Here is a 23,039-nt window from a genome sequence, read left to right as displayed (position 1 = left end):
TCGCCGCTCCGACCACCCCACATGGAGGTCAGCCATGCCGGACGTCGTGTTCCCGCTCGACTCCACGAAGCCGTTCACCGAGCAGAAGTACGTGGGCCACAACAGGTGGCACCCCGACATCCCGGCCGAGGTCAGCGTCCGCCCCGGGCAGACCTTCCGGGTGCACTGCCGCGAGTGGTTCGACGGGGCCATCCACAACGACGACTCGGCCGACGACGTCCGCGACGCACCGCTGCCGACGGTGCACCGGCTCAGCGGGCCCATCGCGGTCGAGGGAGCGGAGCCGGGGGACCTCCTGATCGTCGACATCCTCGACCTCGGGCCCATCCCCCAGGAGGACTCCGGTCCCCTGGCCGGCCAGGGCTGGGGCTACACCGGCATCTTCGCCACGCGCAACGGCGGGGGTTTCCTCACCGACCAGTTCCCCGACGCGTACAAGGTGATCTGGGACTTCTCCGGGCAGCGGGCGACGTCCCGGCACATCCCCGGGGTGTCCTTCACCGGCATCACCCACCCCGGCCTGATGGGGACGGCGCCCTCGGCGGACCTGCTGGCCCGGTGGAACCGGCGGGAGGGTGCGCTGATCGCCACCGATCCCGACCGGGTGCCGCCGCTGGCGCTCCCTCCGCTGCCCGACGATGCGATCCTCGGCCGACTGGAGGGCGAGGAGTTCGACCGGATCGCCGCGGAGGCCGCCCGCACGGCCCCACCGCGGGAGAACGGCGGCAACCAGGACATCAAGAACTTCACGAGGGGGACCCGGGTCTTCTACCCGGTCTTCGTGCCGGACGCGAAACTGTCGATGGGCGACCTGCACTTCTCCCAGGGCGACGGGGAGATCACCTTCTGCGGCGCCATCGAGATGGGCGGCTTCATCGACCTGCACGTCGACCTCATCAAGGGCGGCATGGACGCCTACGGGGTGGGCGAAAACGCCATCTTCATGCCGGGCAACGTCGATCCACGGTACGAGCGGTGGCTGGCCTTCTCCGGCACCTCGGTGACCCTGGACGACGAGCAGCGCTACCTGGACTCCCACCTGTCGTACCAGCGGGCCTGCCTGCACGCCATCGACTACCTGACCACGTTCGGCTACACGCCGGAGCAGGCCTACATGATCCTGGGCGCCGCACCGATCGAGGGTCGGCTCTCCGGGGTGGTCGACATCCCCAACTCCTGCTCCACCGTCTACATCCCGACCGCGATCTTCGACTTCGACGTCGCCCCCTCGGCGTCGGGGCCGACCCGGATCGACCCGGGCATGGGCGTTCCCCGCTCCGCCTTCTGAGGACGGCGGTGCCCGAGGACCAGGCGGTCCTCGGGCACCGGACCGGGTGGTCCCACGGCGACCCGGGACCGCACCCGGTTCCGCCAGGAGCCGGCCCGCAGGCCCCTCCGGTTGCCGGTCCGACCGCTTCCGCACATCCCGCACCACCGGCCGACGCACCCGTCGCCGCGTTCCCCTTCCCGCACCGCACCGCATCCGAGGAGTTCCCGTGCCCGAGGTCATCTTCGAGATCAACCGCGACCTGAGCGTGCCGATGGCGCACCAGGCGGTACCCGGCCACAACCGCTGGCACCCCGACATCCCACCGGCCAACACCGTCCGCCCGGGCGCCACCTACCGGATCGAGTGCAAGGACTGGACCGACGACCAGGTCCGCAACAGCGACGACGCCGAAGACATCCGCACCATGAACCTCGACCCCTGCCACGTGCTCAGCGGCCCGTTCGCGATCGAGGGGCTCGAGCCCGGCGACCTGCTGGTGGTCGACATCGTCGGCATCGGGCCGTTCGAGGAGCAGCCGTGGGGCTACACCGGCATCTTCGCCAAGGAGAACGGCGGCGGCTTCCTCACCGACTACTCCCCGGGGGCGTCGAAGGCCATCTGGGACCTCGACGGCATCTGGACCACCAGCCGGCACGTCCCGGGTGTGCGCTTCATCGGCAACTCCCACCCCGGCCTGTTCGGCTGCGCTCCCTCCCCCGACCTGCTCGCCGAGTGGAACCGCCGCGAACAGGCCCTCATCGACCTGAACCCCGACCGGGTCACCGGCGACATCCCCGCACTCCAGGGTGACGTGCAGGGCACCCCGCAGGTACCGGCGCTGGCTCTGCCACCACTGCCCAAGGACGCCCTGCTCGGCACGCTCAGCGGCTCGGCGTTCGACGAGGCCGCCGCGGTCGCCTGCCGGACCATCCCGCCGCGGGAGCACGGCGGCAACGTCGACATCAAGGACCTGGGAGTCGGCAGCCGGGTCTACATGCCGGTCTTCGTCCCCGGCGGGCTGTTCTCCATCGGGGACCTCCACTTCGCGCAGGGCGACGGGGAGATCACCTTCTGCGGCGCCATCGAGATGCCCGGCTTCATCGACCTGCACTTCGACGTCATCAAGGGCGGGATGGAGCGGTACAAGACCGACATGCCGTTCTTCAAGCCCGGCCGCGTCGGCCCCAACTACTCGGAGTTCCTGACCTTCGAGGGCATCAGCGTGGAGGACGGCCGGAACTACTACATGAACGCCACGGTCGCCTACCGCCGGGCGTGCCTCAACGCCATCAACTACCTGATGCCGGCGATGGACTGGACGTTCGAGCAGGCGTACCTGTTCCTCGGGGCCGCGCCCATCGACGGTCGGATCGGCGGCGTGGTGGACATCCCCAACAGCGCGGTCTCGCTCAGCATCCCGTTGTCGATCTTCGACCGGAGCCTCCTGCCGGAGGGAGCCGGCGGCGGCCGCGAACTGGTCGCCGACTGACCGTTCCCGGTCCGGGGCGGCCGCCCGCCGCCCCGGACCTCCACCACCGGCAGGAGACGCCCGTGCCCCTCTACGAGTTCCGCTGTCCACAGTGCGGCCCGTTCGACCTGCGACGCGACATGCGTGACGTCGCCGACGCCGCCGTCTGTCCCTCCTGCCACCAACCGGCCCGGCGGGTCTACACCGTCTCGGGCGGCAGGCCCTGGACAGGGGCACTGCGCGACGCCGGCAAGGCCGACCGCGCGCGCGTCGAGCGGGCGCGCAGCGGTGAACCGGTGGTCACCGGCCCCCCGTCCGGGCGCAGGTTCCCCCGACGCAGCGGCCATCACCACTGAGGACGACCGAGGGCCGCCCCGCGGTGCGGGGACGGCCCTCGGTGCGGCCAGCGGCCCTCCTGCACGGCCCCCCGGCCCCGTCCAGGGGCTCGCCGCGAGGCCCCGTCCAAAGGCTCGCCGCGAGCCTGCGAGCGGTGAGGAGGACGGGGTCCTTCCACGGTGAGGAGGACGGGGTCCTCTCACGAAGGGTGGGGAGGACGGGGGTCCGCTCAGTACCAGCCCTTGGCCTGCGAGTGCGACCAGGCGCCGCACGGGCTGCCGTAGCGGTTCTCGATGTAGATCAGGCCCGCGTCGATCTGCCGGTAGCCGTCCGACGTCTTCGCGATGCCGGTGCTGGCCCAGGTCGAGTTCAGGAACTGCGGGATGCCGTAGGCGGTGCTGGTGGGGTTCTGCGCGTTGGGGTTCCAGCCGCTCTCCTTGCCCCACAGCTTCTCCAGGCAGCCGAACTGCTCGGCGCTGCCGACCTTGCTCATCGCGTAGTCCTTGAAGGAGCCCCGCGGCGCGGCGGACGACGACGAGCTGCTGGCGGCGGGCGCCGGGGCTGCAGCCGGGGCGGCGGCCTTCTTCTGTGCGGCCTCACGGGCGGCGGCCTCGGCAGCGGCCTTCTCGGCGGCCGCGCGCTCGGCGGCTTCCCGGGCGGCCTGCTCGGCGGCGGCCTTCTCGGCGGCCTGGCGGTCCAGCTCGGCCTGCTGCGCGGCGGCCTGGACCTGCGCGGCCTGGGCCTCGGCGACCTGGCGCTCGCTGCGGGAGGCAGCGAGGTCCTGCAGCGGGGCCAGCTCGGGGGCGGCCGGGGCGGCGAGCGGCTGCTGCGCGACGTCGGTGCTGATGCCCAGCTGCTCCGCGACGCTCATGGAGGCGGTGACCGTCTCGGTCTCGGTCTCGGCCTCGGCAGCGGGCTGGCCGCCGACGACGGTGCTGACCACGATCGCGCCGGCGGCGGCGGTGGCCAGCAGGATCGCGGGGCGCCGGCCGCGGGCGGGCAGCTGCAGGCGACGGCGGGCCGTCCGATCGGCGGGGGCGTCGGTGGCCGGGACGGCCGGGAACTGCTTGGTGTCCATCAGGTGGGGGTGCTCCGTGGCGGGAGGGCGCGCGGGAGGGTCCTCATGGCAGAGGACAGCCCGGTGCGGCGCGGTCTACGGGGACGCCGGCGGATCAGGGGGCCGGCGGGCGCGGTCAGGTGCCGGGGCAGCAGGCCGGGGGGAAGGCGCGGAGTGCGCGTGGCCGGGCAGACCGGCGAGCCACGAGGGCCCGGGGGCGGGGCATGCGGAGTGCTCCGTTCTTCCGTGAGCCGCCTACCGAGTTAGCTGACGGGTTCGGGCGGGAAGCAGCCCTACCGGCCCGCGAGTGGGACTCGCGGGTGGGATTCACCCCAGTACTGCGGTGGGTCCCCGGCTCGCGCCCGCAGGTGGCGGACACGACTCGGCGGCGTTCGGTCAGGCTCCCCGAGCGGGGACGAGACGACCGACCGGACGTCAGCCACCGTAAGCGGCGTTACCGTCCCGTGACAATCCCGGGGACCACATCCGAAGCGTGAGTGACGTCGCAGTGCGGCGCCCGCCCTCCCTCCGAGGGAGCCGGGCGAGGGGAATACCCGCCGACCGGATACGTTGCACCGACCGGTAGTTGCACTCTCAACCAACGGAGACCGACATGCAGTTCGGCGTCTTCTCGGTCAGCGACATCACGACCGATCCCACCAACGGCCGCACCCCCAGCGAGGCCGAGCGGATCCAGGCGATCGTCACCATCGCGAAGAAGGCCGAGGAGGTCGGGCTCGACGTCTTCGCCCTGGGCGAGCACCACAACCCGCCGTTCTTCTCGTCCTCGCCCACGACCACGCTGGCCTACATCGCCGCGCAGACGTCCACGCTGCAGCTGTCGACGGCGACCACGCTGATCACCACCAACGACCCGGTGAAGATCGCCGAGGACTACGCGATGCTGCAGCACCTGGCCGGCGGCCGGGTCGACCTGATGATGGGCCGCGGCAACACCGGCCCGGTCTATCCGTGGTTCGGGCAGGACATCCGCAACGGCCTGCCGCTGGCGGTGGAGAACTACGCGCTGCTGCGCCGGCTGTGGGACGAGGAGGTCGTCGACTGGCAGGGGCAGTTCCGCACGCCGCTGCAGGGCTTCACCTCGACCCCGCGGCCGCTCGATGGCGTCCCGCCGTTCGTGTGGCACGGCTCGATCCGCTCCCCGCAGATCGCCGAGCAGGCCGCCTACTACGGCGACGGCTTCTTCCACAACCACATCTTCTGGCCGGCCGAGCACACCGCCCGGATGGTCGAGTTCTACCGGCGCCGGTACGAGCACCACGGCCACGGCGCCGCCGACCAGGCGATCGTCGGCCTGGGCGGGCAGGTGTTCATGCGGAAGAACAGCCAGGACGCCGTCCGGGAGTTCCGGCCGTACTTCGACAACGCGCCGGTCTACGGCCACGGCCCCTCGCTGGAGGACTTCTCCCACGAGACCCCGCTGACCGTCGGCTCCCCGCAGCAGGTCATCGAGCGGACCCTCGGCTTCCGCGAGTACGTCGGTGACTACCAGCGGCAGCTGTTCCTCATCGACCACGCCGGCCTGCCGCTGAAGACGGTCCTGGAGCAGCTGGACCTCCTCGGCGAGGAGGTCGTGCCGGTGCTGCGCCGCGAGTTCGCCGCCCTCAAGCCGGCACACGTGCCCGACGCGCCGACCCACGCCTCGCGCGTGGCGGCCCGGCAGTCATCCCTCGAGGAGGTCCCTGCATGACCACCCGCACCCTCGCCGTCGTGAGCGCCGGGCTGTCGACCCCGTCGTCGACCCGGCTGCTGGCCGACCGGCTCACCACCGCGACCGTCGCCGCCCTGCGCGAGCGGGGCGACGACGCGACGGTCGAGGTCGTCGAGCTGCGCATGCTCGCCCGCGACCTGGCCGACGACCTGGTCACCGGGTTCGCCAACGAGTCGTTGCGCGCGGCGATCGACACGGTGGTCGGCGCCGACGGGCTGATCGCGGTGACGCCGGTGTTCTCGGCCTCCTACAGCGGGCTGTTCAAGACGTTCTTCGACGTCCTGGACAAGGACTCCCTGACCGGGACGCCGGTGCTGCTCGGCGCCACCGCCGGCACCGCCCGGCACTCGCTGGTCATCGAGCACGCGATGCGGCCGCTGTTCGCCTACCTGCGTGCGATCCCGGCACCGACCGGCGTGTTCGCGGCGTCGGAGGACTGGGCCGGTGCCGGTGGGGTGGACGCCGAGCTGGGCCGCCGGATCGACCGCGCGGCCGGCGAGCTGGCCGACCTGGTCGCCGGTCGGCCCTCCGCCAAGCGGCCGGTCGACCCGTTCGCCGACGTCGCCTCCTTCGAGGAGCTGCTCCGCGGGCACTGAGCCCCCGCACTCCCCGCGATCACGGCGCCGGGACCACCTGCCGAGCCCGACAGGTCGTCCCGGCGCCGTGTTCGTCGAGGGACGTCGCACGTCAGCGCGGGGGCCGCCACGTCCACCGGTTGGTGGATGTGGCCGTGACGCCGGGCAGAGGCGGCCACGGGCAGCACCACGAGCTCGACGCGCCCTCGGCGGGCACCCGTGCCGCGATCATGGACTTCTGGGGACGACACGCCGGCATGCGACCGCGCGCCGCACCCGGGACTCCGTGATCGCGGGGAGGACGTCAGCGGACGGCGTCCTCCGAGGGGACGGCGGACCCGCCCTGCGGGGCCTCGGCCGTCATGATCCGGACGATCTCCTCGCGGTCGGCGGCCGAGGGCAGCCCCCACCCCGGCTCGTACCCGTAGACCTCGCCCAGCGGCGTGGAGGCCGTGCGCCCGGTGAGGATCTCGACGGAGGAGGATTCGATGAGCCCCGGGTGCTCGACGCCGCAGGCCTCGGCGACCTTGACCAGGTCGCGGCGCAGCGTCCCGATGTAGTTCGCCGCGCGGACCGACTTCAGCTGCGGGTCCAGGCCGTGCGCCAGCCAGGGGTTCTGCGTGGCGACGCCGGTCGGGCAGGTGTCGGTGTGGCACTTCTGCGCCTGGATGCAGCCGATCGCCAGCATCGCCTCGCGGCCGATGTTCACCATGTCGCAGCCGAGGGCGAACGCCACGATGGCGTTGTCGGGCAGGCCGAGCTTGCCGGCGCCGACGAAGGTGACCTGCTCGTGCAGCCCCGCGCGGGCGAACGCGGAGTGGACGCGGGCGAAGCCGAGCTGGAACGGCAGGGACACCGAGTCGGTGAAGATCAGCGGCGCCGCGCCGGTGCCGCCCTCGCCGCCGTCGACCGTCACGAAGTCCACGCCGCGGCCGGTGGTCGCCATCAGCTCGGTGAGCTCGTGCCAGAAGGTCATGTCCCCGACGGCGGACTTGATGCCCACCGGCAGCCCGGTCTCGGCGGCGAGCAGCTCCACCCAGTCCAGCAGGCTGTCGGTGTCCGAGAACTCCGCGTGCCGTGACGGGCTGATGCAGTCCACGCCCTCCGGCACGCCGCGCGCGGCCGCGATCTCGGCCGACACCTTGGCACCCGGCAGGACGCCGCCCAGGCTGGGCTTCGCGCCCTGGCTGAGCTTGACCTCCAGGGCCCGGACCGGCGCGGAGGCCACGAGGTCCTTGAGCCGCTGCAGGTCGAAGCGGCCGTGCTCGTCCCGGCAGCCGAAGTAGGCGGTGCCGAGCTGGAAGACCAGCTCCCCGCCGTGCCGGTGGTGCACCGAGAGCCCGCCCTCGCCGGTGTTCTGCAGGCAGCCGGCCAGCGCCGCACCGCGGTTGAGCGCCTCGACCGCCGCGCCGGACAGCGACCCGAAGCTCATCGCCGAGACGTTGACGACCGAGGCCGGCCGGAACGCCCGCGCCCGCCCGCGCGGCCCGCCGAGCACCTTGGCGCTCGGCAGCGCGACGTCGTGCCCCGCGTGGACGGAGGTGGGCGGCACGGCCCGGCCGAACGTGCGGTGGTTGATGACCGGGTAGCCGGCGGTGAACTCCAGGTCGTTGTCGGTGCCGAAGCCGAAGTAGTTGTTGTCGTGCTTCGCCGACGCGTACACCCAGCGCCGCTGGTCGCGGGTGAACGGGCGCTCCTCGTTGTTGCCCGCCACGAGGTACTGGCGCAGCTCGGGACCGATCGACTCCAGCAGGTAGCGCGCGTGGCCGATCACCGGGAAGTTGCGCAACAGGGTGTGCTCGCGCTGCAGCATGTCGCGGGCGGCGACCGCGGCGAGACCGGCGAGGCCGGCACCGGCGAGACGGAGGGTGCGTCCCATCGCGCCACGATGCCACTGCGGACCCGGTTCCGGGTGGTCCGCCGACGCCCCGTCCTCGGCCGGCTCGGGACGGTCCACGCACCCCGCGGTCCGCCGGCCGGCTCGCGGAGCAGCCCGGGGTCAGACGGGGGCGGGCGGGGTGTCGTCGAGCGCGTCCAGCACGGTGAGGACGTCGGTCAGCGCGTCCGTGGAGCGCTCCACCAGCGGCCGCAGCCCCCGGTAGACCGCGGCGTCGGCCGGGTCGGGCTCCACCGGGTCGTGCACGGCCACCAGCTCGGTCGCGGCGTCCAGGTCCGGCAGCGCGCCCAGGGCGTGCAGCCCGAGCAGGCAGGCGCCAAGCCCGGTGCCCTCCGGTGAGTCGGCGACCCGCACCGGCAGGTCGAGGGCGGCGGCCAGCGTTCGCACCCACAGCGACGAGGCGACCGCTCCCCCGGTGGCGCGCACCTCGCGCACCGGCAGGTCGGTGGCGGCGAACGCGTCGCGGACCAGCGCCAGCTGCTGGCAGACACCCTCCACCGCGGCGCGGACCAGGTGCGGCCGCCGGTGCTCGCGGCGCAGGCCGATGTAGGCCCCGCGCAGCCCCGAGCGCCACCACGGCGCCCGCTCGCCGAGCAGGTAGGGCAGGCACAGCAGCCCGGCGCTGCCCGCGGGCACCTGCGCGGCCTCCTCGAGCAGCCGGGCGTCGAGCTCGTCGGCCGCCTCGCCGTGCGGCTCGGGCGAGCCGGGCTCGACGGCCAGCGCGTGGCTGGCCCAGCGCACCACCGAGCCGCCGTTGTTCACCGATCCCCCGACCACCCAGGCGTCGTCGGTGAGCGCGTAGCAGAACAGCCGGCGCCCGGGGTCCACCGTGGGCGTGGGGACGACGACCCGCATCGCACCGCTGGTGCCCAGGGAGACCGCGGCGACCTCCGGGCGCACCGCGCCGACGCCGAGGTTGGCCAGCACCCCGTCGGCGGCCCCGACGACCACCGGGGTGTCCGCCGGCAGCCCGGTCGCGGCGGCGACGTCGGCGCGCAGGCCCGGCAGCACCGCGGTCGTCGGCAGCACCTCGCCGAGCTGGCCGGCCCGCACGCCGGCGATGGCCAGCGCCTCCTCGTCCCACCGGCCGGCCCGGACGTCGTAGAGGCCGGTGGCCGAGGCGCACGAGCGGTCGACCACCTGCGCGCCGCCGCACAGCGCCGCGAGCACCAGCTCCTTGACCCCGCCCCAGCGTGGCGTCCCGGCCACCCGGTCGGCGTCCTGCGCCCGCTCCCAGGAGAGCTTGACCAGCGGTGACATCGCGTGCACCGGCGTGCCGGTCCGGGCGTGCAGCGCGGGGGCGCGCCCGTCGGCGACCAGGGCCTGCGCCCATCCGGCGGCCCGGGCGTCGGCCCAGGTGACCACCGGGCCCAGCGGTTCGCCGTCGGCGTCCATCGGCACCAGGCCGTGCATGGCGGCGCTGAGGCTGATCCCGACGACGCGGTCGCCGCGCTCTCGGGCACGCGCGGCGACCGCGGTGAGCGCCTCGACCGCGGCCTGCTGCAGGCGGCCGGCGTCGAGTTCGGCGCGGCCGGGGCCGGGCACCCGCAGCGGGTAGCCGATGCTGACGAGGTCGCGCACGCGGGCGTCGACCCCCGCGGTGACCGCCTTCGTCGCCGTCGTCCCGGAGTCCAGCCCGACGACGACGTCCACGCGCACCTCCCGCTCGGGCCCCTGGGCCGGGCCCGGCGCCATCGTGTCAGGTCGGCAACGGTGCGGGCGCGGGCTCCTCACCGGTCGGCTGGCCGGCCAGGGTCTGCAGCACCGCGTCCAGCTCCCGGGTCAGTCGGCGCACCTCGGCGTGCGCCCGCGCCAGCTCCTCCTCCGCCGCCGCCCGGGCCTGCTCGGCCTCCGCTCGCATGCGGGCGCACTCGGCGACGGCGCCGTCCTTGACCTCGCGGGCCCGCCGCAGCAGCGCGTCGGCCTCCGCGCGCGCCTCACCGCGCAGCCGGTCGGCGTCGGCGGCGCCGGCCTCGGTCAGCCGCGCGGCCTCGTCGGCCGCCAGCCGCAGGATCTCCCCGACCCGCTCGGAGGTCCGCACCTGCTCGCGCCCCGCCGGTGAGCAGGCCAGCAGCCGGCGGGAGATCTCCAGCTCTGCGGCGCAGGCGCCGTAGCGGGACATCAGGTCGTCGTTGGCCCGCCGGACGGCGAGCAGCTCGGTCTCGGCCCAGGCGACGTAGTCGTCCACCTGCAGCCGGTCGTAGCCGCGCAGCGCGGCGCGGAACGCCGGCCGGGGCTCGAGCAGGGTGTCGAGGTCCCCGCTGCCACGGGGCCGGCTCCCCTCCGCGCGCGGGGCCGCCGCCCCGGCCGTCCCGGAGCCGCTGCCGGCCGGGGCCTCGTTGCGTCGGAACACCGCGCCTCCCTGCTTCCCCGTTCCCCAGGAACGGGACGGTGCCAGACCGCGGCCGCCGGGAGGGGTCCCGCGCTCACCGGCCGCGAGCGAGACGGCGTCGTCCGCCGCCTGCGTGCCGGGTCCACCACAGGGTGTGGTCGGCCCCCCGGCAGGGTCCCGTCGGCCCCGTCCAGAGGCTCGCCGCGAGGCCCCGTCCCGGGCCCCGTCCTGGGCTAGCGAAAGGTGGGGAGGACGGGTCCTCCCACGGTGAGGAGGACGGGGTCCTCCTGCGAGGGGCGGGGAGCAGGGGGTCCTTCGTCAGTGGTAGGCCGAGCCCCCGCGCAGCCGGGCGCCCACGGCGGCGCCGAGCGGCGCCAGGACGACGCCGTCACGGGCCAGCCGCGCCCGCAGCTCCCGGCGGTGGCGCAGCACGCCGACGAACCCGATCGCCCAGAACAGGTACTGGGTGGCGAACGCGGCGCGGAAGGCGTCCAGCGAGTAGCCGGTCGAGCCGCCCGGGGTCAGCAGGTCGAGCACCGCGCCCACGGCCAGCACGGTGAGCAGCGAGGCGACGAAGCCGCCGACGTTGACCACGCCGCTCGCGCTGCCCTGCCGCTCGGCGGGGTTCCAGGTGCGGGCGAAGTCGAAGCCGATCATCGAGCCGGGGCCGTTGGTGCCCAGGACGACGACCAGCAGCACCAGCAGCGGCAGCGGCGCGCGCCCGGGCCACAGCAGCACGACGGTCCAGGTGACCGCGGTGGCGACGAGGATGGCGAACACCAGCGACGAGCGGCGCAGCGGCCAGCGGCCGCACAGCCGGCCGAACAGCGGGCCGACGCCGATGCCGACCACCACCAGCAGGGTCAGCAGGCCCGCCGCCGTGGCCGGGCTCAGGCCCTGGCCGAGGACCAGGAAGGGATAGCCCCACAGCAGCGCGAAGACGGTGCCGGAGAACTGGGTGACCAGGTGGGTGTACAGGCCGATGCGGGTGCCCGGTTCCTGCCAGGTCAGCGCCAGGCTGCGCCGGACCTCCGCGAGCCCGGCCGGTGGGGCCAGCACGGTGCCGGGGGGCACGTCCCGCAGCGCGACGAGCACCAGGACGGCGACGAGCACGCTGACCGCGGCCCCGCCGAGGAAGGTCGACTCCCAGGACGTCGCGTGCAGCAGCGCGACCAGCGGGTAGGCAGCGGCGATCTGCCCGAACTGGCCCAGGATGCCGGTGAGCTGGGTGATCAGCGGCACCGTCCGGCCGGGGAACCAGAAGCCGACCACGCGCAGCACGCTGACGAAGGTCATCGCGTCGCCGGCGCCGACGAGCACCCGCGCGGCGATGGCCGTCGGCACGTCCCCCGCCAGCGCCAGCGTCGCCTGTCCCGCGGCCATGGTGAGCGCGCCGGCCAGGATCAGCCGCCGGGAGCCGAAGCGGTCCAGCGCCACACCCACCGGCACCTGCATGGCGGCGTACACCACCAGCTGCAGCACCAGGAACAGCGAGATCGCCGAGGCGCCGGCGGAGAACCGCTCCTGCGCCTCCACCCCGGCGACGCCGAGGGAGGCGCGGTGGAAGACGGCGACGGTGTACGCGGCGAGCGCGACCAGCCACACGGCGTAGGCACGGGCGGTCGGGCGGGCGTCGGTCGCGGTCGTCACCTCAAGGACGACGCCGCGAGCGCCGCCGTCCCTTCCCGCTCGCCCCGGTGAGTTCGATCACCACCCCCCGTGTGCCCCGCCGGGACACACTGCGGACGCGCCCCGCGCAGGCCTCGACCAGCGGCTCGGCGCGAGCCTGGGAGCTGTGAGGAGGACGGGGTCCCCGGGCAGGAATGACGGACGCGGGCGGGGGGCAGGAGGGACGTCGTCCGCCGGGCCCGATCGGGCCGCGGCCGCACAGACCCGTGCCCGACCGAGGAGAGGAGCCCTCGATGGCGTCCGTCATCCACTACACCATCGCGACGGAGGCGGAGAAGTACGCCGACTTCCGCCGCGTGCTGTGGACCGGCAAGAACACCCAGCTGGTCATCATGACCATCCCGCCGGGCGGTGAGATCGGCGAGGAGGTGCACGAGGACATCGACCAGATCCTCACCTTCGTCAGCGGCACCGGTGAGGCGAAGATCTCCGGGTCCACGAAGCAGGTGGCGCAGGGCGACCTGGTCGTCGTCCCCGCCGGCACGAAGCACAACTTCGTCAACACCGGCCCGAACCCGCTGGTCCTCTACACCGTCTACGGCCCGCCGGAGCACGCTGACGGCGCGGTGCACAAGACCAAGGAGGAGGCCGACGCGGCCGAGGAGGCCGGCAAGGACGAGCCGCCGACCGGGTGAGCACCGGGCGGGGGGTGGTCCTCACCCCCCGCCCCGTCCCGCTCCGGCGCCGCAGGGGTCGTACGACCCCTGTCCAGGTGCGGCGCCGACCGGCGTGCTGGTGCAGTGACCCCGTCCTGACAGGAGGGGGGAGCGATGGCGACGGTCCCCGGCGCGCGGCGCCGGTTGCTGTGCGTGGCGCCGCTGGTGCCCGCCGGCGGGGTCGACACGCTGCTGACGGCGTTCGGCATGCTCGCCGGCGACCGCCCGGACCTCACCGTGCAGGTGGTCGGCGGCGGCCCGCTGTCCCGGACCCTGCGCGCGCACGCCGACTACCTGGGGGTGGCCGACCGGGTCGGCTTCTGCGGTCCGCTGCGCGCGCCGGCGGTCCGGACCGCCGTGCGCGGCTGCGCCGTCCTGGTGCTGCCGCACCGGGACGACGGCGCGGGCGCGGGATCGGCTGCCGACGTGGCCCTGTCCGAGGCCCGGCTCGCCGGATGCCCCGTGGTGGCCACCCCTCAGGCGGCGCCGCACCTCGCCTCCGGGGACGCGGGGTCGCTGGTCCCGGCGGGCAGCCCCACCGCACTGGCCCAGGCCCTGGAGGCCGCGCTGGGCGCACCGGTCCGGACCGATCCCGGCGCCCCGGCCGCGACCGCCTCGACGCGGGGCGGCGACGGGCACCTCCTGCGCCGGGTCTGGGACCGGGTCGTCCGGTGAGCCCCGCGGGACGGTCCGCCGTCCGCCCGTCCGGGTCACCACACCCGCCCACTCCTTGTGCACCGGCACCCCGGGGTGGCACAACCTCCCAGCAGGCCCTTCCCGCGTCTGCGCGAGGAGGGGGTGCCATGGCGACGGACCTCACGGTGGCCGCCGTGCCGTCCGGGGCCCCGGTGTGGGTCCCGCTCGGGAACGGCACCGCCGCCACCCGGTCCCGGCCGGCGTCCCCGCCGGTGGGCCGGGTCGTCCTCCGGTTCGTGCTGGCCAACCTGGTCGCCGTCGTCCTGCTGATCGCCGGGGGCCTGTGGGCCAGTGTGGGCGCCGCGGAGGACGAGGCCCTGGCCGACGCCCGCCGCACCACCGACCTGCTGGCCGCCGTCCTCGTGCAGCCCCTGGTCAGCGACGAGCTGACCAGGGGCGACCCCGCGGCGATCGCCGCCGTCGACGTCGCGCTCCGTGGCCGCCTGGCCGACACCGCCGTCCTCCGGCTCAAGATCTGGACCGCCGACGGCCGGGTCGTCTACTCCGACGAGGCCCGCTTGATCGGCCGGACCCACCCCCTCGACGTGACCGGCCGGCAGACCCTGCGCGACGGCGTCACCCGGGCCGCGGTCAGCGACCTCGCCCGCCCCGAGAACCGGTTCGAGCGCTCGGCCGGCCGGCTGCTGGAGGTCTACGGGCAGATCGACGGGCCCCAGGGCCAGCCGCTGCTGCTGGAGACCTACTCCGCCTACGACGAGGTCACCGCGCGGCGCTTCGAGATCTGGGCGGAGTTCGCCCCGATATCCCTGGTCGTGCTGCTGACCCTGGTCGCGGTGCAGCTGCCCCTGGCCCGCCGCATGGTGACCCAGCTCCGGACGACCCAGCAGGAGCGGGAGGTGCTGCAGGCGCGGGCGCTGGACGTGTCGACCGAGGAGCGCCGGCTGATCGCGGGCAGCCTGCACGACGGGATCGTGCAGGACGTCTCCGCCTCGGCGCTGCTGGTGGCGCGCGCCGCCGACGACCTGCGCGCCCCCGGCGCGGGACGACGCGAGCAGCAGGTCGCCGAGGTCCTCGGGCAGGCCGCCGGGGCGTTGCCGGAGTCGGTCGGCTCGCTGCGCTCCCTGCTCGTGGAGATCCACCCGCCGACGCTCGAGCAGGCCGGCCTGCCCGGGGCCCTGGCCGACCTGGCCGCGAGGCTGCGGCCGCGCGGCATCGAGGTCCGGCTGAGCGTCCCCGAGGACCTCGAGACCGGACCGGCGACCGCAGCGCTGCTGCTCGGGACGGTCCAGGAGGCACTGCGCAACGTGGGGAAGCACGCCCGCGCCCGGTGCGTCGACGTCACCGTCGAGCAGCGGACGGGGCGGCTGGTCCTCGAGGTCACCGACGACGGCATCGGCTTCGACGTCGACCCGGTGGTGCTGCGGCCGCGGGCCGGGCACCTCGGGCTGCGCCTGCTGGCCGACCGCGCCGCGGCGGCGGGGGCCACCCTCGCCGTGCGGACCGCCCCGGGTGCCGGGACGAGCCTGCGGCTGGAGGTCCCCACCCCGTGATCGACGTCCTGGTCGTCGACGACCACGCGCTCATGCGCACCGGACTCTCCGGCCTCATCGCCGCCGCCGGCGACATGCGCGTCGTCGGCACCGCGGCCGACGGCGCCGAGGCCGTCGAGGAGGTGGCCCGGCTGGCGCCGCACGTGGTGCTCATGGACCTGTCCATGCCGGTGCTGGACGGCGTCGCCGCCACCCGCCGCATCGTCGAGGAGCACCCGTCCGTCGAGGTGCTGGTGCTGACCTCCTTCTCCGACCGGCAGCGGGTGATCGAGGCCCTGGACGCCGGCGCCGGCGGCTACGTGCTCAAGGACACCGAGCCGGCCGACCTGCTCGCCGCGATCCGCTCCACCGCCCGCGGCCACTCCCCGCTGGACCCCCGTGTGGCCCGCACCGTGCTGCACGCCCGGCGCAGCCCCGTCCGGGCGGCCGAGCTCACCGAGCGGGAACAGGAGGTGCTGGCCCTCGTCGGCCACGGCCTGGCCAACAAGCAGATCGCCCGCCGGCTCGGCATCCGGGAGAGCACCGTCAAGGCGCACCTGACCAGCGTCTTCCAGCGGATCGGCGTCCGCGACCGCACCTCCGCGACGCTGTGGGCCCGCACCCACCTGCCGGAGGAGTCCTACGCACGGCCCCCTGCAGGGTCCCGCCGCGAGCCCTGAAGGCCTCCTGCCGGGTCCCGCCGCCGGCCCCGTCCAGAGCACCGCAGGCCCCCTGCAGGGTCCCGCCGCGAGCTTGCGAGTGGCGGGGGGCAGGGGGTCCTCTCACGAGGGGTGGGGAGGACGGGGTCCTTCCAGGGGGGTGGGGGGTCCTCCTTCAGGGTCCCGCCGCGAGCTTGCGAGTGGCGGGGGGCAGGGGGTCCTCTCACGAGGGGTGGGGAGGACGGGGTCCTTCCAGGGGGGTGGGGGGTCCTCCTTCAGCCGCGACGCAGCGCCTCCACCAGCGGCGCGGTCGACGCCGGGAGCAGCCGGGCGACCGGGGTCGGCAGCCGGACCTCCACGGCGACGTCCTCGTCGACCCGGTAGGGCTGGGTGAGCAGCACCGAGCCCAGGGTGCGGCGCAGCCGCGAGACCTCGGCGCGCACGGTCACCGTGCGGGTCGGGTCGCCGAAGAGGTCCGCGGCGAGCGCGGCGGCCGAGCGGCCGGCCGGGTGCCGGGTGAGGGCCAGCAGGATCTCCGCGTGCCGCAGGCTGAGCCCGGCCGTCCAGCTGCCGCTGGCCCCGGTCACCTGCACCTGCGGGCGGGCACCGGTCAGGTCGAGCACCAGCCCGGCGGGCCGGTCGTCGTCCCCGGGGCCCTGCGGGCGCAGCAGCCAGCCCCCGGGCAGCGGCTCCACGGTGCACCGGCCCAGCGCCGGCACCCACGCCGCGCCCGGGTGCACCTCCTCGGGCAGCGCGACGCGGTCGGGTGCGGCCAGGCCGGTCGCGGCGGCGGTGCACCCGTCGACGCCCACGACCAGCGCCGGGCCGGTCAGCCGGGCCAGGATCGGCGCGGCCAGCGTCCGCAGCCGCTCGACGTGCCGGGTGTGGGCGCGCAGGAGCTCCTGCCCGGCCAGCAGGGCGACGGCGTCGACCAGCGCGATCGTGCTCGGGTGCACCGTCGAGGCCGGCCCGGACAGGTCGACCACCCCCAGCACCCGGCCGGTGACCGGGTCGCGCAGCGGCGCGGCGGCACAGGTCCAGGGCTGGTGCCCCTCGGCGTAGTGCTCGGCGGCGTGCACCTGCAGCGCCGCGCGGACCACCACGCTGGTGCCGATGGCGTTGGTGCCGACCACGTCCTCGTCCCAGGAGGACCCCTCCACGAAGCCCAGCCGGTCGGCCCGCCGGCGCACCTCGGCGCCGCCCTCCCGCCACAGCACGCGGCAGCCGGCGTCCCCCACGACCAGCACCTGCCCGGCGTCGCGCGCCACCGGCAGCAGGCGCTCGCGCAGCAGCGGCAGCAGCGGGGCCAGTCCGCTCTCGGCCCGGCGGCGCTCCAGCTCGGCCCCGTCCAGCGGAGCGACGTCCGGCGTCCGGGACGGGTCCAGGCCGCTGCCGCGCAGCCGGCGCCAGGACGCGCCGATGACCGGCCGTGGCGCGGCCGGCGGCGTGCCGCCGGCCAGGGCCGCGGCGCGCACCCGCGCGAGCAGCCGGGTGTGCACCCAGGGGTCGGCTCCCGGGGGGAGAGCGCTCTGGACGACGGTCATGGGCCGCTCCTCCGCTGTGACCTGCGCCACGACCATATGCCGTGCAACCCCCTGCAACGCCTCCCGGCACCGTGTCCGGGCGGGTCTGCTGGACCCGACCCACCGGCGACACCGCCCGCGACGACGCAGGAGGCGCACCCATGACGCAGACCGCCGAACGACCCGGCACCACCGGCTCCCCCGCCGACCGCACCGACGCCTGGCTGGCCGCGTTCGAGGACGCGCTCACCGCGCGCGACGTCGACCGCGCGGCGGGGATGTTCGCCGCGACGAGCTTCTGGCGGGACCTCGTCGCCTTCACCTGGAACATCACCACGGTCGAGGGCCCGGACGGCGTCCGCGACCTGCTCGGTGCCACCCTCGAGACCACCGACCCGCGCGGCTTCCGCACCACCGAGGAGCCGACCGAGGCCGACGGGGTGACCACCGCCTGGATCGAGTTCGAGACCGCCGTCGGCCGTGGGCGTGGACACCTCCGCCTCCAGGAGGAGGGCAGCGAGGCGTTCACCCTGCTGACCACCCTGTACGAGCTGAAGGGCCACGAGGAGCCGCTGCGGGAGCGCCGGCCGATGGGCGCCGAGCACGGCGCGAACAAGCACCGGCTCACCTGGCGGGAGCGCCGCGAGCAGGAGGAGGCCGGCCTCGGGACCACCGTGCAGCCGGACGTGCTCGTCGTGGGCGGCGGCCAGGGCGGCATCGCGCTCGGCGCCCGGCTGCGGCAGCTCGGCGTCCCCGCGCTGGTCATCGACAAGCACGCCCGCCCCGGCGACCAGTGGCGCAGCCGCTACAAGTCGCTGTGCCTCCACGATCCGGTCTGGTACGACCACCTGCCCTACCTGAAGTTCCCGGACAACTGGCCGGTGTTCGCGCCCAAGGACAAGATCGGCGACTGGCTCGAGTCCTACGTGAAGGTCATGGAGGTGCCCTACTGGGGCGGCACCACGGCGCGCTCGGCGAGCTTCGACGAGCAGACCGGCGAGTGGACCGTCGAGGTCGAGCGCGACGGGCAGCCGGTCACCCTGCGCCCGAGGCAGCTGGTGCTGGCCACCGGCATGTCCGGCAAGCCGAACGTCCCCCGGCTGCCGGGCCAGGACGTCTTCCGCGGCGAGCAGCACCACTCCTCGGCGCACCCCGGGCCGGACGAGTACGAGGGCAAGAAGGTCGTCGTCGTCGGGAGCAACAACTCGGCGTTCGACATCTGCGGGGCGCTGTGGGAGGTCGGCGCCGACGTGACGATGGTGCAGCGCACCTCGACGCACATCGTCAAGAGCGACAGCTTGATGGAGATCGGCCTGGGCGCGCTCTACAGCGAGGAGGCGGTGGCCAACGGTGTCACGACCGAGAAGGCCGACCTGACCTTCGCCTCGCTGCCGTACCGGATCATGCACGAGTTCCAGATCCCGCTGTACGAGCAGATGAGGGAGCGCGACGCCGAGTTCTACCGCCGGATGTCCGACGCCGGCTTCTGGCTGGACTGGGGCGACGACGGCTCGGGGTTGTTCATGAAGTACCTGCGCCGCGGCTCCGGCTACTACATCGACGTGGGCGCCGCCGAGCTGGTGGCCGACGGCGAGGTCGAGCTGGCGCACGGCCAGGTCGACCACCTCACCGAGGACGCCGTCGTGCTCGAGGACGGCACCGAGCTGCCCGCCGACCTGGTCGTCTACGCCACCGGCTACGGGTCGATGAACGGCTGGGCGGCCGACCTCATCTCCCAGGAGGTCGCCGACAAGGTCGGCAAGGTGTGGGGTCTGGGGTCGGACACCACCAAGGACCCGGGGCCGTGGGAGGGCGAGCAGCGCAACATGTGGAAGCCCACCCAGCAGCCGGGGCTGTGGTTCCACGGCGGCAACCTGCACCAGTCCCGGCACTACTCGCTGTACCTGGCGCTGCAGCTCAAGGCCCGCTACGAGGGGATCCCCACCCCGGTCTACCGCCTGCAGGAGGTCCACCACACCTCCTGAGGCCCCCGTGACGACGACGGCGCCGTGACCACCCCACCGGCTGGACGGGTGGTCACGGCGCCCTGCTCGCGGCCCCGTCCAGGGTCCCGCCCCGAGCCCGATCGGCCCCGTCCCGGATAGGCCCCGTCCAGAGGCTCGCCGCGAGCTTGCGAGCGGTGAGGAGGACGGGGTCCTCCTCCGAAGACCGGGGAGGACGGGGTCCTCCTTCAGCCGTCGAGGTCGAGCACCCGGACGGTGCCGTCGTTCAGGTTGGTCACGTAGCCGCGTGACCCGTCTGGCAGTACTGCGACCGAGGTCGGGGCGTCGCCGATGGGGATCCTCGCCGTGGTGCTCCAGTCGCCGGCCGCGATGACCGAGAGCGTGTCCGCGTCGACGCTGGTGACGTAGGCGAACTGGCCGTCGGGCGCCCAGGTGATGTCCTGAGGCCCCGCCTCGACCGGGATGCTGGTCACGACCGTGTCGGTGCTCGTGTCGATCACCGTGACCGTGTCGGCGTCGTAGTTGACGTTGGCGACCAGCGGTCGAGCAGGGTGCACCGCCACGCGGTGCGGGCCCGCGTCGACCGGCACCTCCCGGACCACCCTGTCCGTCGTGGTGTCGATGACCGCGACGACGTTGGAGGTGTGGTCGGCGACGTAAGCCCGCGTGCCGTCGAGGGTGAACTCGACGGAGTGCGGTAGTGGCGGCACCGGGATCTCGGTCAGGACCTCGTACGCCCCGGCGTCGATGACCACGACGGTGTTCGGACCCTCGACGGGTACGAAGACCCGGCCCCCGTCGCGGCTGACCGCGGGTGACCACGGCTTGCCGTCCAGGGGGATGGTCTCGATCATCTTCCACGTCCTGGTGTCGAGGACGCCGAAGGCCCCGTCCCGGGTGCCCTCGTCGTACAGGCTGAGGTACGCCGTCCGGCCGTCCGCGGAGAACACCACGAACTGCGGCGGACCCACCGGCACGGGGATCGTCCCGGTCACCCGGTCCAGCTCGGTGTCGACCACCGTGATGGTGCGGGCCGCGCGGTTGGCGACGTAGAGCTGGGCCCCGCTCGGTGAGGCCACCGCATAGCCGGGTGTCTCGCCCACCGGGATGATCGCGCCGGCCGACGGGATCGGCATGCTCGGGGACACCGGTGGCGGGCCGGAGCTGGTGGGCGCGGCAGGCTCCGGGGCGGTGGACTCGGACGCGATCGTCCCGGCCGGGTCGCCTTGCTGGCTCAGCCGCTGCCGGTCGATCGCCACGAACACCGCTCCAGCGGCCGCCGCGACCAGCAGGACGACCGCCATGAGGAGCCACCGGTACCCCGGTGACGGCTGGGGGCCCCGCGCCGGCACGGGCACCCGCCCCGACGGCGGGGACGGCGGCGGGGACGGCGGCGGTGTCGACGGCGACGGTGTCGACGGCGGCCGGGACGACGGCGGCCGGGACGACGGCGACGCGGGCGTCCCGTCGGCCGAGCTGTCCCTCGTCGACGTCCGGGGGGCCGTCGGGGTGACCGCGGTGGCGCCCTCCCGCTCCGGCGGCCTCGCCTTCGGCCGGGCCCGCGGTGCCGGGGCCCTGCGGGTCCGAGGAGGCTCCGGCGCGGTGGTCGGCCCGGGGTTCCCGGCCGCCGTGACGTCCTGATCGCCGGATCGGCGCCGCTCCCCCGGTCCCCGCCTGGGTGCGGTGGCGTCCTCGGCGAGGTCGCGCTGTCGGTCCCCGACCGTCGGTCCACCGTCCTCCCGTGCGGGGTCGTCGGTCGTGACCGGGACGTCCTGCCGTGCTGGCGCCGCCACGAGTGGCTGGGCGGTCCCGGGCGGCTGTCCGGGGTCCGGCCGCGGGGCCGGGAGCACGCCTGGGGCGGGTTCCGGCGCGACCCCGCGGACGGCCTCCGGAGCGACCTCCGGGGGGACGGGGCCGACCGGCGCCTTGTGGGCGGAGCCCGGCGGGTGGGCGACGTCGAAGATGCGCCCGTCGGGGGCGCGCAGGTACAGCACCGGGGTGCCCCACTCGACCTGGTTGGGCTGGAGCCGGATGGCCTTGCGGGCCTCGGCCATGGCCGCGTCGAGCGGGTAGCCGTCGGCGACGGCCTCGTAGAAGCCGCGGGTGAAGACGATGGCGGCCCGGTCGGTGATCTCGAACTGCATGGCGACCACGGCGGGGATGCCCTGGTAGACCAGGCTCTGCGCGGTCCCCGAGTAGGGGTCGGTGCGGCCGCCCCGGGCGCCCTCGCACGAGTTGAGCAGAGCCAGGCGCAGGGTGCGGTGGTCGTGCAGGAGGGCGCCGAGGTCGGAGCCGCTGATGGGCTGGGCCCGGCCGGTCGCTCCCTCCATGGCCAGCTGCCCGTCCCCGAGCTCGCTGTCGTACCGCCCGTGACCGATGTAGTGGAAGACGTGGTGCTGGCCCCGCCGCAGCTGGCGTTGCAGCTCGGCCATGGAGCCGTTGGGCGCCCGTTCGAGCCGGACCCGTCCGTCGTGCTGCAGCTCGCCCAGCGCTTCGTGCAGCCGGGCCCACTCGGCGTCCACGTCCAGGGGCGGGAAGTCGGAGGGACTGGCGACCAGCACCAGGACACGCAGCGGCGGTTGCACGGGCAGCGGACGGATTCGCCCCGGGAGGTCGAGGTAGCGCACCAGCGGGGTCCACTCGGACAGCGCGAGGAACCGGCGTGCGTCCTTGTCGTAGAGGTACTCCCAGGGCAGGTCGGCCAGCTCGGGTGCGTCGGTCAGCCGCAGCCGCACGCGCAGCCCGCAGTCCCGCCCCTCGGCCTGGTCCAGGCTCGCGGTCAGGGCGCTGCGCACCTGGTCGCGGAAGACCGCGTCGAACAGCCGGCCGCCGAAGTCGCGGACCGCCGTGGCCTCCGGTGCGTCCTCGCTGCGGACCAGGTACCGGCGTGGCCGACCGATGCGCAGCAGAAAGTTCTCCAGCTCCAGGTCGGAGAAGGGGACGGTGACCGGCACCGGGCGGGTCTCACCCACCGGGGAGTGCAGCACCCGGGCGCGGTAGCTGGTCGCCGAAGCCGGTTCGACCAGCACGTCGAAGTCCAGGTACGTGCGCTCGGTCATCAGGGCGCCCCGGTCGTCGGGTCGCCCCGGCCGGACTCGGCCGGGGCGGGGGCCTGCCCGGCTGCCCGACCGGGTCGCCAGGTCATCGACACCGTGAAGTTGCCCGTGGAGCTGGCGCCGGCCACGAAGGCCCCCACCTCGGCGCTGAGCTCGATCCCGAAGTCGACCGTGATCTCCTCCGGGCTCTCCGCGACCGACCGCAGCCGGCCCACGAGTGCCTGCACGGCCGGCTGCACGCGGCCGACGGCCTGCTCGAAGCTCTGCTGCGCTTGCAGGACCACCCGCTCGTCCCGGTCCCCCCACCCGCGGGTGACCTCACCGCTGCCGTGCCCGCCGGCCGCGGCGCCGTCCTCGGCCTGCACCAGCACGGTGCCGCCGCCCTCCAGCGGGAACTCCACGAGCCGCTTCGCCATGACCGATCCCCCATCCGCGAGCCGGGACACCCTCGTCCCCGATCCGGATGAGCTCCGGAGGAGCGCTCCTGATACGCCGCTGCGAAGCCGGGCCGGGTGTCCGGCGCACGCGGTGCTGTCCACGGAACCCACCTCGGGCGCAACCGTGGACCGCCACGTCTCCCCCTCCGGACCGCATCCGTCCGAAATGACGCACCCGCGACGCTAGGGAGATCACCGGTGG

18 protein-coding genes and 1 riboswitch are annotated in these 23,039 nt (G+C 74.7%); of the genes, 10 read left to right on the top strand and 8 right to left on the bottom strand.

The features are described 5' to 3' along the window. Positions 1-34 precede the first annotated feature (34 nt). The 3 genes from fmdA (GOBS_RS10555) to GOBS_RS27335 all read left to right on the top strand — a co-directional run bounded on the left by fmdA (GOBS_RS10555) (position 35) and on the right by GOBS_RS27335 (position 3,094). Positions 35-1,288, top strand: coding sequence for a formamidase (fmdA, locus tag GOBS_RS10555; RefSeq protein ID WP_012948276.1), 1,254 nt, complete (start codon positions 35-37; stop codon positions 1,286-1,288). A 208-nt stretch (positions 1,289-1,496) separates the two neighbouring features. Next, complete coding sequence (gene fmdA / locus GOBS_RS10550; RefSeq protein ID WP_012948275.1) at positions 1,497-2,759, top strand: formamidase; 1,263 nt, start codon at positions 1,497-1,499, stop codon at positions 2,757-2,759. Between the two features lie 62 nt (positions 2,760-2,821). Next, positions 2,822-3,094 (top strand): FmdB family zinc ribbon protein, encoded by a 273-nt coding sequence (locus GOBS_RS27335; RefSeq protein ID WP_012948274.1) that lies wholly within the window; start codon positions 2,822-2,824, stop codon positions 3,092-3,094. A 209-nt stretch (positions 3,095-3,303) separates the two neighbouring features. On the opposite strand, the gene GOBS_RS25390 is transcribed toward GOBS_RS27335, so the two are convergent. Next, a complete protein-coding gene (locus GOBS_RS25390) occupies positions 3,304-4,152 on the bottom strand; it encodes an aggregation-promoting factor C-terminal-like domain-containing protein (RefSeq protein WP_012948273.1) in 849 nt (282 codons plus the stop codon). Between the two features lie 216 nt (positions 4,153-4,368). Next, positions 4,369-4,529, bottom strand: a riboswitch (cyclic di-AMP (ydaO/yuaA leader). A 215-nt stretch (positions 4,530-4,744) separates the two neighbouring features. Here GOBS_RS25390 and GOBS_RS10535 point away from each other — a divergent pair. Continuing rightward, entirely contained in the window at positions 4,745-5,842 is a 1,098-nt protein-coding gene (locus tag GOBS_RS10535) for an LLM class flavin-dependent oxidoreductase (protein WP_012948272.1), read from the top strand. After that, positions 5,839-6,459 carry an FMN reductase gene (locus GOBS_RS10530; protein ID WP_012948271.1) on the top strand — a complete coding sequence of 207 codons (621 nt, stop codon included), beginning with the start codon at positions 5,839-5,841 and terminating at the stop codon, positions 6,457-6,459. The genes GOBS_RS10535 and GOBS_RS10530 overlap by 4 nt, the downstream gene beginning before the upstream one ends. 283 nt (positions 6,460-6,742) lie before the next feature. Here GOBS_RS10530 and GOBS_RS10525 read toward each other — a convergent pair whose 3' ends face one another. From GOBS_RS10525 to GOBS_RS10510, 4 genes are all read right to left on the bottom strand, one after another. Further along, on the bottom strand, positions 6,743-8,317 hold the full coding sequence (locus tag GOBS_RS10525; RefSeq protein WP_012948270.1) for an FMN-binding glutamate synthase family protein: 1,575 nt from the start codon (positions 8,315-8,317) through the stop codon (positions 6,743-6,745). 120 nt (positions 8,318-8,437) lie between these two features. After that, a complete protein-coding gene (locus tag GOBS_RS10520; protein ID WP_041242135.1) occupies positions 8,438-9,988 on the bottom strand; it encodes a gluconokinase in 1,551 nt (516 codons plus the stop codon). Positions 9,989-10,034: 46 nt separating this feature from the next. Continuing rightward, positions 10,035-10,688: a DivIVA domain-containing protein gene (locus GOBS_RS10515; protein ID WP_012948268.1), complete on the bottom strand. Its 654-nt coding sequence runs from the start codon at positions 10,686-10,688 to the stop codon at positions 10,035-10,037. Positions 10,689-10,985: 297 nt separating this feature from the next. Then, positions 10,986-12,317, bottom strand: a complete 1,332-nt coding sequence (locus GOBS_RS10510; RefSeq protein ID WP_012948267.1) for an MFS transporter — start codon at positions 12,315-12,317, stop codon at positions 10,986-10,988. Between the two features lie 272 nt (positions 12,318-12,589). Here GOBS_RS10510 and GOBS_RS10505 point away from each other — a divergent pair, with 272 nt between their 5' ends. The 4 genes from GOBS_RS10505 to GOBS_RS10490 all read left to right on the top strand — a co-directional run bounded on the left by GOBS_RS10505 (position 12,590) and on the right by GOBS_RS10490 (position 15,878). After that, positions 12,590-12,991 carry a cupin domain-containing protein gene (locus GOBS_RS10505; protein WP_012948266.1) on the top strand — a complete coding sequence of 134 codons (402 nt, stop codon included), beginning with the start codon at positions 12,590-12,592 and terminating at the stop codon, positions 12,989-12,991. A 135-nt stretch (positions 12,992-13,126) separates the two neighbouring features. Continuing rightward, a complete protein-coding gene (locus GOBS_RS10500) occupies positions 13,127-13,687 on the top strand; it encodes a glycosyltransferase (RefSeq protein ID WP_041241438.1) in 561 nt (186 codons plus the stop codon). 128 nt (positions 13,688-13,815) lie between these two features. Next, complete coding sequence (locus GOBS_RS10495) at positions 13,816-15,219, top strand: sensor histidine kinase (protein ID WP_012948265.1); 1,404 nt, start codon at positions 13,816-13,818, stop codon at positions 15,217-15,219. Further along, positions 15,216-15,878 (top strand): response regulator, encoded by a 663-nt coding sequence (locus GOBS_RS10490; RefSeq protein ID WP_012948264.1) that lies wholly within the window; start codon positions 15,216-15,218, stop codon positions 15,876-15,878. Before GOBS_RS10495 ends, GOBS_RS10490 begins: the two co-directional genes overlap by 4 nt. A 254-nt stretch (positions 15,879-16,132) precedes the next feature. Here the strand turns inward: GOBS_RS10490 and GOBS_RS10485 are convergent, their stop codons facing one another. Beyond that, positions 16,133-17,401 (bottom strand): GAF domain-containing protein, encoded by a 1,269-nt coding sequence (locus tag GOBS_RS10485; protein WP_012948263.1) that lies wholly within the window; start codon positions 17,399-17,401, stop codon positions 16,133-16,135. Between the two features lie 140 nt (positions 17,402-17,541). On the opposite strand from GOBS_RS10485, the gene GOBS_RS10480 reads away from it, so the two are divergent. Then, positions 17,542-19,365 carry a flavin-containing monooxygenase gene (locus GOBS_RS10480; RefSeq protein ID WP_012948262.1) on the top strand — a complete coding sequence of 608 codons (1,824 nt, stop codon included), beginning with the start codon at positions 17,542-17,544 and terminating at the stop codon, positions 19,363-19,365. 206 nt (positions 19,366-19,571) lie between these two features. Here GOBS_RS10480 and GOBS_RS25385 read toward each other — a convergent pair whose 3' ends face one another. Then, positions 19,572-22,403 carry a CHAT domain-containing protein gene (locus GOBS_RS25385; protein ID WP_012948261.1) on the bottom strand — a complete coding sequence of 944 codons (2,832 nt, stop codon included), beginning with the start codon at positions 22,401-22,403 and terminating at the stop codon, positions 19,572-19,574. Then, positions 22,403-22,816, bottom strand: a complete 414-nt coding sequence (locus GOBS_RS25380; RefSeq protein WP_012948260.1) for a CU044_2847 family protein — start codon at positions 22,814-22,816, stop codon at positions 22,403-22,405. The genes GOBS_RS25385 and GOBS_RS25380 overlap by 1 nt, the downstream gene beginning before the upstream one ends. Positions 22,817-23,039: the final 223 nt, after the last annotated feature.

The organism is Geodermatophilus obscurus DSM 43160, assembly GCF_000025345.1.
Lineage (GTDB): Bacteria > Actinomycetota > Actinomycetes > Mycobacteriales > Geodermatophilaceae > Geodermatophilus > Geodermatophilus obscurus.
The sequence above is the reverse complement of the archived record's forward strand: the minus strand, read 5'-3'. Positions and strand labels throughout refer to the sequence as shown.